This is a genomic window from Pseudomonas sp. BRM28, assembly GCF_002939405.1.
GTDB classification, from domain to species: domain Bacteria; phylum Pseudomonadota; class Gammaproteobacteria; order Pseudomonadales; family Pseudomonadaceae; genus Aquipseudomonas; species Aquipseudomonas palmensis.
In genome coordinates this window covers 3,265,171-3,276,940 of sequence record NZ_PEFV01000001.1, presented here as the reverse complement: position 1 = coordinate 3,276,940, position 11,770 = coordinate 3,265,171, and the positions used below count along the sequence as shown (strand labels likewise).

18 protein-coding genes and 2 pseudogenes are annotated in these 11,770 nt (G+C 63.8%); 8 read left to right on the top strand and 12 right to left on the bottom strand.

The features are described 5' to 3' along the window. Window positions 1-81 precede the first annotated feature (81 nt). Window positions 82-273, top strand: a pseudogene (locus CR917_RS28120) (hypothetical protein); the annotation flags it as partial. Between the two features lie 129 nt (window positions 274-402). On the opposite strand, the gene CR917_RS15475 reads toward CR917_RS28120, so the two are convergent. The 4 genes from CR917_RS15475 to CR917_RS15460 form a co-directional block, all read right to left on the bottom strand. Further along, window positions 403-729, bottom strand: a complete 327-nt coding sequence (locus CR917_RS15475) for a DUF2388 domain-containing protein (RefSeq protein ID WP_043861709.1) — start codon at window positions 727-729, stop codon at window positions 403-405. Between the two features lie 25 nt (window positions 730-754). Further along, window positions 755-1,087, bottom strand: a complete 333-nt coding sequence (locus CR917_RS15470) for a hypothetical protein (RefSeq protein ID WP_043861710.1) — start codon at window positions 1,085-1,087, stop codon at window positions 755-757. Window positions 1,088-1,241: 154 nt separating this feature from the next. Beyond that, window positions 1,242-1,496, bottom strand: coding sequence for a hypothetical protein (locus tag CR917_RS15465; RefSeq protein ID WP_054914290.1), 255 nt, complete (start codon window positions 1,494-1,496; stop codon window positions 1,242-1,244). Window positions 1,497-1,542: 46 nt separating this feature from the next. Continuing rightward, the gene (locus tag CR917_RS15460; protein ID WP_104572585.1) at window positions 1,543-1,977 is read right to left on the bottom strand and encodes a GNAT family N-acetyltransferase; all 435 of its coding nucleotides are present in this window, start codon (window positions 1,975-1,977) and stop codon (window positions 1,543-1,545) included. Window positions 1,978-2,107: 130 nt separating this feature from the next. On the opposite strand from CR917_RS15460, the gene CR917_RS15455 reads away from it, so the two are divergent. Continuing rightward, window positions 2,108-2,530 carry a hypothetical protein gene (locus tag CR917_RS15455; protein ID WP_058540370.1) on the top strand — a complete coding sequence of 141 codons (423 nt, stop codon included), beginning with the start codon at window positions 2,108-2,110 and terminating at the stop codon, window positions 2,528-2,530. Window positions 2,531-2,561: 31 nt separating this feature from the next. On the opposite strand, the gene CR917_RS15450 is transcribed toward CR917_RS15455, so the two are convergent. Continuing rightward, complete coding sequence (locus CR917_RS15450) at window positions 2,562-3,083, bottom strand: hypothetical protein (protein WP_146095015.1); 522 nt, start codon at window positions 3,081-3,083, stop codon at window positions 2,562-2,564. Between the two features lie 525 nt (window positions 3,084-3,608). On the opposite strand from CR917_RS15450, the pseudogene CR917_RS28115 reads away from it, so the two are divergent. The 3 genes and pseudogenes from CR917_RS28115 to CR917_RS15440 all read left to right on the top strand — a co-directional run. After that, a pseudogene (locus CR917_RS28115) lies at window positions 3,609-3,884 on the top strand (methyl-accepting chemotaxis protein); the annotation flags it as partial. Between the two features lie 3 nt (window positions 3,885-3,887). Beyond that, entirely contained in the window at window positions 3,888-4,280 is a 393-nt protein-coding gene (locus tag CR917_RS28110) for a CZB domain-containing protein (RefSeq protein WP_370409334.1), read from the top strand. A 78-nt stretch (window positions 4,281-4,358) separates the two neighbouring features. Beyond that, entirely contained in the window at window positions 4,359-4,655 is a 297-nt protein-coding gene (locus CR917_RS15440; RefSeq protein ID WP_043861715.1) for a hypothetical protein, read from the top strand. 71 nt (window positions 4,656-4,726) lie between these two features. Here the strand turns inward: CR917_RS15440 and CR917_RS15435 are convergent, their stop codons facing one another. Then, window positions 4,727-5,128 carry a glycine zipper domain-containing protein gene (locus CR917_RS15435; protein WP_054914293.1) on the bottom strand — a complete coding sequence of 134 codons (402 nt, stop codon included), beginning with the start codon at window positions 5,126-5,128 and terminating at the stop codon, window positions 4,727-4,729. Between the two features lie 168 nt (window positions 5,129-5,296). Between CR917_RS15435 and CR917_RS15430 the strand changes: the two genes are divergently transcribed. The 3 genes from CR917_RS15430 (at window position 5,297) to CR917_RS15420 (ending at window position 6,656) form a co-directional block, all read left to right on the top strand. Beyond that, complete coding sequence (locus tag CR917_RS15430) at window positions 5,297-5,488, top strand: hypothetical protein (protein ID WP_104572584.1); 192 nt, start codon at window positions 5,297-5,299, stop codon at window positions 5,486-5,488. A 113-nt stretch (window positions 5,489-5,601) separates the two neighbouring features. Beyond that, the gene (locus CR917_RS15425; RefSeq protein WP_104572583.1) at window positions 5,602-6,135 is read left to right on the top strand and encodes a chalcone isomerase family protein; all 534 of its coding nucleotides are present in this window, start codon (window positions 5,602-5,604) and stop codon (window positions 6,133-6,135) included. Continuing rightward, window positions 6,132-6,656 carry a DUF3833 domain-containing protein gene (locus CR917_RS15420; RefSeq protein WP_043861719.1) on the top strand — a complete coding sequence of 175 codons (525 nt, stop codon included), beginning with the start codon at window positions 6,132-6,134 and terminating at the stop codon, window positions 6,654-6,656. Before CR917_RS15425 ends, CR917_RS15420 begins: the two co-directional genes overlap by 4 nt. Here CR917_RS15420 and CR917_RS15415 read toward each other — a convergent pair. The 6 genes from CR917_RS15415 to CR917_RS15390 are packed head-to-tail and all read right to left on the bottom strand — an operon-like array spanning window position 6,625 to window position 11,649. After that, window positions 6,625-7,125 (bottom strand): DUF2878 domain-containing protein, encoded by a 501-nt coding sequence (locus tag CR917_RS15415; protein WP_100632522.1) that lies wholly within the window; start codon window positions 7,123-7,125, stop codon window positions 6,625-6,627. The two genes, CR917_RS15420 and CR917_RS15415, sit on opposite strands and share 32 nt — an antisense overlap. A 26-nt stretch (window positions 7,126-7,151) precedes the next feature. Next, on the bottom strand, window positions 7,152-8,423 hold the full coding sequence (locus tag CR917_RS15410; protein WP_104572582.1) for a cyclopropane-fatty-acyl-phospholipid synthase family protein: 1,272 nt from the start codon (window positions 8,421-8,423) through the stop codon (window positions 7,152-7,154). Continuing rightward, window positions 8,410-9,225, bottom strand: coding sequence for a DUF1365 domain-containing protein (locus CR917_RS15405; protein ID WP_104572581.1), 816 nt, complete (start codon window positions 9,223-9,225; stop codon window positions 8,410-8,412). The genes CR917_RS15410 and CR917_RS15405 overlap by 14 nt, the downstream gene beginning before the upstream one ends. Further along, window positions 9,222-10,469, bottom strand: coding sequence for an NAD(P)/FAD-dependent oxidoreductase (locus tag CR917_RS15400; RefSeq protein WP_104572580.1), 1,248 nt, complete (start codon window positions 10,467-10,469; stop codon window positions 9,222-9,224). Before CR917_RS15400 ends, CR917_RS15405 begins: the two co-directional genes overlap by 4 nt. Next, window positions 10,466-11,230: an SDR family oxidoreductase gene (locus tag CR917_RS15395; RefSeq protein ID WP_104572579.1), complete on the bottom strand. Its 765-nt coding sequence runs from the start codon at window positions 11,228-11,230 to the stop codon at window positions 10,466-10,468. The genes CR917_RS15400 and CR917_RS15395 overlap by 4 nt, the downstream gene beginning before the upstream one ends. After that, on the bottom strand, window positions 11,227-11,649 hold the full coding sequence (locus CR917_RS15390; protein WP_104572578.1) for a nuclear transport factor 2 family protein: 423 nt from the start codon (window positions 11,647-11,649) through the stop codon (window positions 11,227-11,229). The genes CR917_RS15395 and CR917_RS15390 overlap by 4 nt, the downstream gene beginning before the upstream one ends. Between the last annotated feature and the right edge of the window lie 121 nt (window positions 11,650-11,770).

The following is an 11,770-nucleotide window of genomic DNA, read 5'->3' as shown; positions in this document are numbered from 1 at the left end:
CCAGTGCCCGGCACTCCCACACCCTGCGAGGCTTCTCACGCTTATGCGCGGGCATCCCGTGCAGCAGCCTGGAGAAGCACCATGGACATCGACGAGAACGCACCTGGCAACAGGTCACAGCAGGGCGTTACGCGCACCACCGACAACGAAACCGGTCACGATCCAAGGCGCGAGGCGCCAGAGGTGCCACTGCCGCCTGACGACGAAGCGGCGGTCGAAGAAGACATGACCGATGTGGAGGCCGGCAACTCGGTACTGAGCGAGCATCCCGAGGCAGGAAACCACAGTCGCGACGACCACCCGCATGCGGGCTCGCCATTGCGCGAGCAGGGCGATGAGAGAAAGGAGACGCGCGACGTGCCTGCGAGCGATCCTGAGTCCGGTGCCTGAACCCTCGCCTGGTCAGTAGGTGGCGGTGATCGCCTGAGCCAGCTGCCGATCTGTCATCAAAGGTGGCCGGGCGGTCGCACGATAATGCCGAGACGCCTGCTCGAACTGTGCGCCGCGTATCTGGCCATCCGAGCCAACGAAGGCCAGCGCATCGCTTCTGGCCGACTTGAACAGATCGGGCGCATTGAAGGTCAGCGCGGTGGTGCCCGCCACCAGGATGCTCGGCACGAACGTGGTGTACATCAGCGCCTTGTCGAACGGATTGGCGTTTTCGGCAGCCGCAGCGTGGCTGCTGGCCAGGACAAGCAGGGCGGCGCCCAGGGCGTTCCATACGGTCATTTGCGGTTCCATTGCACCGGGTGGCTTAGCGTGATCTCAGGCTTCGATGCAGGCTCAGCACGCCCTTGTCGTCGAACAGAAAGATGATCTGGTTGCCCACGTTGTCCTGGCAGATGACGCCTTCATTCTGGCTGTCGACGATGCCCTGGCATGCCATGTTCGACACGTAGGGGCGCAGTTGGCACTTGAGCGTCTTGCCATCTTCGATCACCAGTTGGTGGTTGGGCGAGATGCTCTGCGGGTCTGGGGCCGGGCAAGTGCCCTGGCCCCAGTCGATGCCTTGATGATTGGGCTGATGATTGGGCTGGGTGGTGCAGCCGGCCAGCAGCACCAGGGGCAACAGGTACTTGCACTTCATGGTCACGGGTCCTGTTAGTTGCATCATTGTTGCGTTAGCGCTGCAGACTACAGGGTGATGGTTTTCATTACCCTGCGCTGAGTCTCGTTTTGAAGAACTCGCCCGGGCGATGCCAGTGCTGCGCCGGGCGGTTCCGCTATCGATGGGAAGTTCGCTAGCGCGCGGGCTCACCGTCGGCCAGCCCTCTGGCCAGGTCCACGGCTGCGGTAATGGCGGCCCTGGCCTGGGGGCTGTTCTTCCAGCAGGTCGAGCCCAATGCGGCAGATGCCTGGGCAAGGATGTCAGTGACATCCGATCTGCCCAGCTCGGCCAGGGAATCGATGCCCATCTGCTCGAGCCGGGTGATAACGGTGGGGCCTACGCCCTTGAGCGCCAGCAGGGCAGTACGTTCTGTAGGGGAAAATGCCATCGATGAAATCCTTTTCTGTTCTGTAGAAGCCTGGCGACAAGCCCGCTCAACCCATGAACTTCACGAACACCAGTTCCGGGTCGCCCGGGTCGAGGTTTTCGATTGTCCCGCTGTGTTGATAGCCCAGCTGTGCCAGGAGTTGGCGCATCGGCAGGTTGGAGGTGTTGGTGGATGTGAAAACCTTCTGCGCCGAGGCGACTCGCTCCAGGTGTGTCATCAGCTGGCGGCCGACACCGGTGCGCCTGGATGCATCTGAAACGACCACCAGGGGAATGAAGTACTCACCGAAAAAGCTTCGGTCCAGGCAACCATAACCCAAGGGGGCGGCGGCGTCGTTCGCTTTGCAGGCAATCCAGCACTCACGTGCGCGGATGGCCTGCGCAAGCTGCTCGCGGCGGCGTTCATCGTTGCGTGCAACAGCGTCAATGCCTGTCAGGTGGTGGATGTCCTCTGTCAGGGCCTGCCTGATGGATAGGCTCATGGTCTCGCCTTGTCGGTTTGATGCCGCGAAGTGTACTTCAGGGACACTGAATCCATAAAAGTCGCGATATACGCAACTTGGCGCTACAGTGCCGAATAGTCCCGTCATGGTCTGAACAAGGAAGTTTGCGATGATAGCGAAGTTGATGGTCACCGTTGGTATCGTGTTTTACGCCGTCGTGGTACCGATCCTCGAAATCAATGATACCCACGTCTTCAATCAGGCCTGGGAGCCACACGCGCGCCTGCATGAAACCTGGCAGCTCTTCACCAATACCGCCATTGGTGCGTACAGCGTCTGGCTGGTGTGGGGGCGCGATAACCTGAGGCTGGCGAGCCTGCTGACCCTGTTCGTCACCGGCGGGTTCCTGATGGCGTACTGGCTGCGCGATGGCTACGGCGGCTCGATGGTACTCACAGACGGTTCGGAGAAGATGATCCTGGGCGTCAACCTTGGTCTTTTTGCCTACGCGCTGGCCATTCTGCTGGCGGGGCTTGCGGTCGCCCTCGAGCGGCGCAGGCCCGATAGGTCGCTGGAGGCTGACCAGCGCTAAGCCGTTGACCATGGGGGGATGAAGGGGCGCGTCACCCCGCCTGCCGTTCCCGCCGCAGCGTATGCCACAACAGGGCGGCCGACAGCAGGCCGGGCATCATGAAGATATACACGAGCTGCGGGAACTTGTGAGTGAAGCCGGCCAGCACGCCGCCCCATATCAGTGTGACTGCCACCCCGCAGATCAGCAGGCGGCGGTTGGGTACCACGGGTATTTCAGCCATCGCCAGCAGGTAGATCTTCCAGCACGACCAGAGGCCGAACAACGAAATCGACATCAGGCCCATGGCTATGGGTATCGCGAACAGCGGTTGCTCACTGATGACCAACATCGGGAAGAAAAAACCGATGCACCCGGCAATGAACAGCAGCGTCAGGGGCATCAGGCCCAGTACGGCAGCCAGGGTGAGGCCCATTCGAAAGGTGGTGAGTTTGTCCATACAGCTACCTGCGACAACGAAGAGAAAACACTGCAGCCCACGCACTGTGCCATGGCCATGGGCATTTTCAAGGACGCGAAAAACGTGATGCAGACGCTCTGCGGCAGTGCGCAAGGGGCCAATTCATGCATGATGGCTGATTGATGTCAATGTTGCCTCCCTGCTGCGCCTTTAAAATCGAGGCACATATCGATAGGCGTTGCGTGCCGGGGAGTTGTGGCAATGTTTGGTAGAAAGTGGCGAGAACAGGTCAACGCACAGGCGCGTGAGTTGCAGGAGCTGAAGCAGCAGAATCTGGCGCTCCAGCAGGAAAACCAGCAACTGACCGATTTGCTGGCGCAAACCCAGGGTGAGCAGGCCGAGCTCAATGCCTACAGCCGTTACCAATGTGATCTGCACAGCAAGATGGGCATGTTCGACGAGTCGATGAAGCAGACCCGTGATGGGGTGGTCAGCCAGGCCGAAACCCTGCGCGGGGAGGTCGACCACCTCAAGGCCAACAGCGGCGTGTTCAGCGAGACGTCCGAACTGCTTTCGTCGTTCTCCACCTCGCTCACGCACATGGCCGGTCAAGGCGTGAGCAGTGTCGAGAGCGTGACCCACCTGCAGGCGCGGGTCAGCGAAATCAGCAGCATCGTGGGCTTGATCAAGGCCATTTCAGACCAGACCAACCTGCTGGCACTCAACGCCGCCATCGAGGCGGCGCGGGCCGGTGAGCAGGGGCGCGGGTTTGCGGTGGTGGCCGACGAGGTACGGGCCCTGGCCCAGCGCACCCACCAGGCCACCCAGGACATCAGCGTGCTGGTGGACGCCATCAATGTCGATACCACGGCTGCGAGCAACTCGATCGGCAACCTCTCCAATGAAGCCACGCGCCTGGCTGGCGACGTGTCGACCTCGGCGCAGACCCTGGACGAAATGGTGGTGATGGGTGACCACATGACCACCCTGATCGAGAACATGGCCCTCAGTTCGTTCTGCGAGGCGGTCAAGCTCGACCACCTGTTGTTCAAGCTGATGGTGTACCTGCGCCTGTTCAATCAGGACCCGAACCTTGAGCTGTCGGACCATAAGCATTGCCGCCTGGGCAAGTGGTACCTGATGCCGGAAACCCAGCAGATCTACCAGCACGACCGGGCATTCGCCCAGCTCGACGACCCCCACCGTATCTGCCACGAATCGGCCAGCCATGCGCTGCACCAGGCGCAGCACAAGGACTGGAGCGCGGTGGTGGCCTCGCTGGACAGCATGGAGACCGCCAGCCTCAAGGTGAACCAGGTGCTGCAGGCGCTCGCCCATCGCGGCGATTGATCGACAGTTGCAGGCACCGGCGCGAGGGAGCAAAAGTGGTAGGATCCGTGCGATCGGATCGGGTAAAGGGAGTGCGGCATGGTTGGGGAGCTGGATGAGCGCGACGTCGCGCGTCGTTTCTGCGTTGTCTGTGCAGTCATCATTGCGGCGGTTGGTCTCTGTGCTTCCCTGTACTGCCTGTTGAGCCCGGCCAGCATGTTCCCCTCGCTGGGCCCGGTGCTGGCGATCTTCGCGCTGGCACTGACCAACCTGCTGTGCCTGCCACTGGTGTTTGCCTATTGGCTGTTGGCGTTCCGGCCTGATGGTGCTCGGGTGTTGCTGATCGTGCAGGGCATCGCAATGGCGGCATTTGTGCTGTGGTACAGCGTGGTTTGACTGCAACTGTGCTGCAATGCAAAACGCAAACGTCCGGCACATGGCCGGACGTTTGCGTAGTGGCAGGCGACTTAACGGTGGCGGTGCTTGCGCTTGTGCTTGCTGGCGCTGTGCCTGTTGTCATCTGCCAGATGATTGCCCACCGCGCCCCCGGCCGCGCCGCCCAGGCCGGCGCCGACGGTCGAACCGGTGGAGCCGCCCAGCGCATTGCCGATCAGCGAGCCGCCGGCCGACCCCAGGCCACCGCCCACGGCGGCCTGGGTGCGGTTGCCCTTGCGCGCACCAGCCGCGCTACCTGCAGCGCCACCCAGCCCGGCACCGATGGCGGCGCCGGTGCTGCCGCCGATCTGCTGGCCAACGACATTGCCCAGTGCGCCGCCCAGCCCGCCACCGATGGCGGTGGTGCCGTCGCCGGCAGCGGCAGTCAGGGGCAGCAGGATACCCAGGGCGAGGGTAGGCAGGGTGAAACGCATGATGTGAACCTCAGGTACTTGATCTGCAAGATGATTTTTTGGTGCTGTTCAGACCGCGCGCTGAAGGTTTGGTTTCCCGTCGCGCCATTTAAAAACGTGGTGCGCCCTTGCGAGGCTTCGCGGGCCTCGGCGAAGATGGCCGATTGGCTTTTGCACAGTGAGGTTGATATGGCGCAGTACAAGACCGTTGGCGAGCTGGTGGCAGCCTTGTCGCGGCTTCCGCAGGATGCACGGGTGGTGGTTCAGGGTGGCCTGGGCCTGAAGGACGTCAGCCTGTTCGGGGCAGGGCAGGTCCAGATCGAGTTCAAGGAGCAGATCATCGACTCCTCGCCGTCGTGGGTAGTGTTCGTCAAGCAGTGATTTCTGCAGGCTGTGCTAGCGTGTACAGATACGGCAATTAACTTGTACATAAAATTTTCCATGTGCAAGTATCGCCGCAACCCCCCGCCCAAGGGGCTGCCAGGGAGTACCGCATGCGACCGCCATCTATCGCGCTGTGCAGGCTGCTGTTGCTGATCGGTGTGCTGGCCTGCGGTTACGCCCAGGCGGGGTGGCGGGCCGACCTGCCGGATGCGCTTCTGGTAGGCAGTGCTGAATTCAGGACCTGGGGCCTGGATATCTATACGGCGCGATTGTGGGCCCCCGGTGCACGTTTGAATGAGGGCGATGGCTTCGCCCTCGAGATCACCTACCGGCGCGCGGTCAGTCGCGAGCGGTTGGTCAAGGTCAGCCTCGAGGAGATCCAGCGTCTGTCTGCCACCCCGCTGACGGCAGCGCAACGGGACCAGTGGCAGGCGCAGATGCAGCAGGCGTTCGTGGATGTCGAGGCGGGTATGCGCATCACGGGCGTGTACGTTCCCGGGCTTGGCTGTCGCTTTTATGTGGGGGAGCGCCTGCAGCACGAAGTGCGTGACCAGGTATTCGCCCGTGCGTTCTTCGCCATCTGGCTGGACCCTCGCAGCCGCTACCCCGACTTGCGTCGGCAACTCCTTGGAGCTTCCCCATGAAAGCCTGGTACCTGTTGGTGTTCCTGCTGTTGGCCGGCTGCGGCAATGTCGATGTCGAGGCTTACCGCAACCAGTCACCGGCGTTCGACCTGCGTCAGTACTTCAACGGCCGCGTCGACGGCTGGGGCATCGTGCAGAAGCGTTCCGGCGAGGTCATCAAGCGTTTTCACGTGCTGATCGAAGGGCGCAGCGAAGGCGATAACGTGGTGCTGAACGAGCACTTCACCTACAGCGACGGCACCCGGCAGCAACGCACCTGGACCATTCGCCCGGACGGCCCGGGACGTTGGCGCGGCACGGCCGGGGATGTGGTGGAAGAGGCGCGCGGGCAGAACGCCGGTTTCGCCTTGCGCTGGCAGTACGTGCTCGACGTACCGGTGGACGGCAAGACCTGGGCCATCCGCTTCGACGACTGGATGTACCTGCTGGACGATAACACCCTGGCCAACCGCTCCTACATGACCAAGTTCGGCATCGAAGTCGGGCAGGTCACCTTGTTCTTTCGCAAGCAGGTGCAGTAGGCCGGCCGAGACGGTGCAGTACCGGCAGCAGCAAGGCCCACACGGCGGCAAGCACCAGCAGGCTCGGCCAGGTGCCCAATGGCAGCCCGGCACCGGCAAGCTGCACACCGCCCCAGTAGGACAACGGGCCGCCCACCGCGCCCAGCAGGCTGGCCCGCCACCAGGGGTTGGCGGTCCAGTGCAGGCTGTGGCGCAAGGTGCAGGCGAACACGGGCCACAGCAACAGCAGCCAGAACGGCGGCAGCCAGCGATGACCGCCAAACTCGAACACCCCAAGCGCCAGCAGCAGGCTGTCGGTCAGCCACCCGCACAGGCTGACGGCGACGATCAGGCGCACCTCGCCGGGCCTGGCCAGGCAGCTCAGGTGCGTCACCAGGCAGGCCACTGCCACTGCCAGCAAGGCGGGGTGGCGAGCACCCAGCACGCAGGCGAACCAGCCAAGCTGAAACAACAGCGCATTGCTCAGCACCGCTGCCCAATGCGCTGTCCGCCGGTTCAGCCTGGTTGCCCCAGCAGCGGTGCGGGCCGTGCGCCGGCCTTGGCCAGCAACAGCTGGGCGGTGCCGATGGCACGCTCCAGAAAGCCCCCCTCGCAGTAGCACAGGTAGAACTCCCACAAGCGGTAGAACGTGTCGTCATAACCCAACGCCTGCAACGGCTGGCGCGCCTGCTGCAGGTTCTGGTGCCAGCAGCGCAGGGTGCGCGCATAGTGCAGGCCGAATTCTTCCATGTGGTGCAGGTTCAGATCGGTGTCGCGGCCCATCACCTGCAGCATCACCCCCACCGAAGGCAGGGCGCCGCCCGGAAAGATGTAGCGCTGGATGAAGTCGACCGAGCGGCACGCCTGTGCGTAGCGCTGTTCGCGGATGGTGATGCTCTGAAGCAGCATCAGGCCATCGGGCTTGAGCAGCCGCGCGCATTGCCTGAAGTAGCTGCTGAGGTAGCGATGGCCGACAGCTTCGATCATCTCGATGGATACCAGCTTGTCGTACTGGCCCTGCAGGTCGCGGTAATCCTCCAGCAGCAGGGTGATGCGGTCCTGCAGGCCGGCTTCGTCGATGCGCCGACGGGCATAGGCGAACTGTTCGGCCGACACCGTGGTGGTGGTTACCCGGCAGCCGTGGTGGCGTGCCGCGTAAATGGCCAGGCCGCCCCAGCCGGTGCCGATCTCCAGCAGGTGATCGTCGCGGGTGAGGGCGAGTTTCTGGCAGATGCGCTGCAACTTGTAGTGCTGGGCCTGTTCCAGGGTATCGTCTGCCCCCTGAAACATGGCCGCCGAGTACATCATGCTCGGGTCCAGCAGGCGCTCGAACAGTTCGTTGCCCAGGTCGTAATGGGCGGCGATGTTGCGTCTGGCGCCGCGCCGGGTATTGCGGTTGAGCCAGTGCAGGCCATGCAGCAGCGGGCGCCCCAGGCGTGCCAGCCCGCCTTCCAGGCCGTCGAGTACCTCCAGGTTCGCCACCAGCACGCGGACCACGGCGGTGAGGTCCGGGCTGGTCCAGTAGCCGTGCACGTAGGCTTCGCCCGCGCCAATCGAGCCGTTGCTGGCCACCAGGCCCCATAGCGCGTCGTCCACTACCTGGACATGCCCTTGCAGGTTCGCGCCGGCGTCGCCGAAGTGGTGCACCACATTGGCTTCGATGACAACCAGTGCGCCGTGGCGCAGGCGTTCGAGCTGGCGCAGCACAGCGCGCCGCAGCAGCATCACGCCGATGCCGTTGCCGGCGGACGCGAAGCGTTTTGCCGGGATTGCCTCAGGGCTTTTCATGGGGGGTGTCCTTTGCGCTGTCGGGTGCATTGATCGGTTTGGCTCGCCGCCAGGTGCCCCGGGCGGCGAAGTGGTCGAACAGGCGATGACGCTTGAGCAGCAGGCGCAACGCCTGCCAATGGATGGCCAGCAGGGTCTTGGCGGTCATCCACGGGAAGCTCAGCAGGTGCCGGTGCAGGCTGCGTCGGTCCAACTCGATGCGCGCCAGGTTCAGCAGGGCGCTGAACACCCGGGTGTGTGCCTGCCAGTCCTCCATGCGCACACGGATACGCGCTGCAGGTGTGCAGAAGTGCATGCGGTATTCCAGGTCGGCGGGCAGGAACGGCGACACATGAAACGCCTTGGCCACGCTGAAGTTCCACGGCCCCGGGCCGTCGGCGGGCAACACGTAGTGAAAGCGTTCGCGCCAGGGCGTGTTGGTGACCTCGCAGAGAATCGCAGCCAGACGCCCGTCACCTTCAAAGCAGTAGAAAAAGCTCACGGGGTTGAAGGCCAGGCCCCAGCTGCGGGGTTGTGTCAGTACGCACACCGGCCCTTGGGGGCGGTGGTGCAGCACCTGTTCGAGCAGGTCCAGCACGGCGCTCTTGAGGGGCGTGCCCTGGTGAGTGGCGGCTGGCAGATAGTCCCGCTCGTCGAAGGCAAAGGCGCTCCACCGGCCCCCGCCGGCCAGCCTCGACAGCGCTGGCAGCTGCGCCTGCTCGTCCAGGTCCAGGTACAGCAGGCCGATGCGGTAGGCAAAGCCGAAATCCCCCCTGGCGGGGCGGCGGTGGCTGACCCAGCCCTGGTAGAGCGCGCTGTTCACAACTGCTCACCAAATTCGGCGGCCACGCGCAGCGCGCTGACCACGCCGTCTTCATGAAAGCCGTTGCCCCAGTACGCGCCGCAGTAGTAGCTGTGTCGGGCACCGCACAGTTCGGCGTGACGCGCCTGGGCCCGTACCCCGGCCAGGCTGAACTGCGGGTGGGCATAGGTGTAGCGGCCAAGGACCTTGCCGGGGTCGATGGCGCCGGTCTGGTTGAGGCTCACGCAGAAGGTCTGCGGGGCATCGATGCCCTGCAGAATGTTCATGTTGTAGGTGACGGCGGCCGGCTGGGACTGCGAGCCGCCCAGGCGGTAGTTCCAGCTGGCCCAGGCCAGGGGACGACGCGGCAGCAGGCGGGTGTCGGTGTGCAGGACCACGTCGTTGTCGGCATAGCGCAGCGCGCCAAGAATCTCGCGCTCGGCCTGGCTGGGATCATGCAGCATCAGCAGCGCCTGGTCGCTGTGGCAGGCGAACACCACCTTGTCGTAACGCTCCATGCCTGCTCGGCTGAACAGGCTGACACCGTCGGCATCGCGGGTCACGCCCAGTACAGGGCAGTTGAGGCGAATGCGTTCGGCAAACGGTGCGCACAGCGGGGCCAGGTAACTGCGCGAGCCACCTTCCACTACCCGCCATTGCGGGCGATCGTTGACGGACAGCAGCCCGTGGTGCTTGAAGAAGCGCACGAAAAACTGCAGCGGGAAGCCCAGCATCTGCGCCAGTGGCATCGACCAGATGGCGGCCCCCATCGGCACGATGTAGTGGTCGATGAAACGCTCGCCGTAGCCGTTCATGTACAGGTAGTCGCCCAGCGAAAGGGTGTCGTTGACTCGCTGCTGCTCCAGGTCGTTCAGGGCCTGGCGATTGAAGCGCAGGATGTCGTAGAGCATGCCCCAGAAGGGCGGCGACAACAGGTTGCGGCGCTGCGCGAAGAGGCTGTTGAGGGTGTTGCCGTTGTACTCGTGGGCGGTCTGCGGGTCGTGGACCGAAAAGCTCATTTCGGTAGGACGCGAGGCGATGCCCAGCTGATCGAGCAGGCGGATGAAGTTGGGGTAGGTCCAGTCGTTGAACACGATGAACCCGGTATCCACCGCGTAGTGTCGCTCGCCAAGCTGCACGTCGACGGTATGGGTGTGCCCGCCAATCCGGTCACTGGACTCGTACAGCGTGATGGCGTGCTGGCGCTGCAGCAGGTGGGCGCAGGTAAGCCCGGCGATACCGCTGCCGATGATGGCTATCTTCATGGGTGGGGTTCCTGACGCAGTGGCCGTGACAGGTGCTTGCCCAGTGCCAGTTGCAGGCTCACCGGCAGCAGCGCGACCAGGCGCAGGCCGGCGATGAACAGGAGCGGAAAGGCAATGGTGTACGGGCGCTTGTGCAGGCGCCGGGCAATATGGCGTGCGGCCTTTTCGGCGGGCCAGCACAGCGGCATGGGGAAGTCGTTGCGCCGGGTCAGCGGGGTGTCGACGAAGCCCGGGCTGACCAGCGTCACGGCAATGCCTTCGCGGGCCAGGTCGATGCGCAGCGATTCGAACAGGTAGCGCACCGCGGCCTTGGAGGCGCCATAGGCACCGGCGCGGGGCAGCGCCAGAAAGGTCACGGCGCTGGCCACGGCCACCAGGTGCGGCTGTCGGCCCTGGCGCAGCAGGGGCAGGGCAGCCTCCACGCAGTGGCTGGCACTGAACAGGTTGGAAGCCACCACGCGCTCGACCATGGCGGCTTCGAAGGCTTCGCTGTCCAGGTACTCGCAGGTGCCGGCGTTGAGTATCACCTGGTCCAGGCCACCCCAGGCCTGGGCGATCTGCTGGGCGATCGCGCGCACCTGGTCAACCTCGCGAAGGTCGCCCGGTACCACCAGTACCTGGTCGGGGTAGCGCTGCGCCAATGCCTGCAAGGGCTGGACATTGCGCGCGCTGACCGCCAGGCGATGCCCCTGGGCCAGCAGCAGAGGGGCCAGTGCCGCACCAATGCCGCTGCTGGCGCCGGTCAGCCAGATGCGTCTCATGCCAGCCTCCGCTTGAGCCAGCCGACCACGCTGCCCATCACCGGCAGGTGCTCGTACAGCAGCGCCCCGGCGTCGAAGTAGTCATGGTGCAGGTAGACCTTGTCGCGCCACATCAGGTGCGAGCAACCCTGTACCTGAACCGGGCGCCCACCGTTCAGGCGCGCATGCCGGTAGTGCAGGGTCCAGCGCAGGTAGCCCTTCCCGTCGTCGACCTGGTCATAACCGTGGAACTCGAAGCGCACCTGATCGACGTTGGCGTACAGCTGAGCGAAATAATCCTGCAGCGCGGCCATGCCGTGGATCTGATGCAGCGGGTCACGGAACTGGACATCGTCGCTGTACAACTCGCGCAGCACACCCAGGTTGTGCGCGTCGATCGCGCAGAATCGCTCTGCAAAGCGTTTGAGATACTCGGACATTGCCTGCACCCATGACCATTGTGGTCATTTAGTTGTACACGTATTGTTATTTGTACAAGATATTTGCAGGTTAGAGGGAAATTTGTACAAGTCAATTCATCCCTGCAGATTTTGCTGCAGG

Excerpts from the sequence above, each read along its gene's own strand:
- CR917_RS15400 (WP_104572580.1), bottom strand. The coding sequence starts at position 10,469 with ATGAAGATAGCCATCATCGGCAGCGGTATCGCCGGGCTTACCTGCGCC.
- CR917_RS15410 (WP_104572582.1), bottom strand. The coding sequence starts at position 8,423 with ATGAAAAGCCCTGAGGCAATCCCGGCAAAACGCTTCGCGTCCGCCGGC.
- CR917_RS28110 (WP_370409334.1), top strand. The coding sequence starts at position 3,888 with ATGGTGGTGATGGGTGACCACATGACCACCCTGATCGAGAACATGGCC.
- CR917_RS15430 (WP_104572584.1), top strand. The coding sequence starts at position 5,297 with ATGGCGCAGTACAAGACCGTTGGCGAGCTGGTGGCAGCCTTGTCGCGG.
- CR917_RS15475 (WP_043861709.1), bottom strand. The coding sequence starts at position 729 with ATGACCGTATGGAACGCCCTGGGCGCCGCCCTGCTTGTCCTGGCCAGC.
- CR917_RS15440 (WP_043861715.1), top strand. The coding sequence starts at position 4,359 with ATGGTTGGGGAGCTGGATGAGCGCGACGTCGCGCGTCGTTTCTGCGTT.
- CR917_RS15425 (WP_104572583.1), top strand. The coding sequence starts at position 5,602 with ATGCGACCGCCATCTATCGCGCTGTGCAGGCTGCTGTTGCTGATCGGT.
- CR917_RS15390 (WP_104572578.1), bottom strand. The coding sequence starts at position 11,649 with ATGTCCGAGTATCTCAAACGCTTTGCAGAGCGATTCTGCGCGATCGAC.
- CR917_RS15465 (WP_054914290.1), bottom strand. The coding sequence starts at position 1,496 with ATGGCATTTTCCCCTACAGAACGTACTGCCCTGCTGGCGCTCAAGGGC.
- CR917_RS15395 (WP_104572579.1), bottom strand. The coding sequence starts at position 11,230 with ATGAGACGCATCTGGCTGACCGGCGCCAGCAGCGGCATTGGTGCGGCA.
- CR917_RS15435 (WP_054914293.1), bottom strand. The coding sequence starts at position 5,128 with ATGCGTTTCACCCTGCCTACCCTCGCCCTGGGTATCCTGCTGCCCCTG.
- CR917_RS15460 (WP_104572585.1), bottom strand. The coding sequence starts at position 1,977 with ATGAGCCTATCCATCAGGCAGGCCCTGACAGAGGACATCCACCACCTG.
- CR917_RS15420 (WP_043861719.1), top strand. The coding sequence starts at position 6,132 with ATGAAAGCCTGGTACCTGTTGGTGTTCCTGCTGTTGGCCGGCTGCGGC.
- CR917_RS15470 (WP_043861710.1), bottom strand. The coding sequence starts at position 1,087 with ATGAAGTGCAAGTACCTGTTGCCCCTGGTGCTGCTGGCCGGCTGCACC.
- CR917_RS15455 (WP_058540370.1), top strand. The coding sequence starts at position 2,108 with ATGATAGCGAAGTTGATGGTCACCGTTGGTATCGTGTTTTACGCCGTC.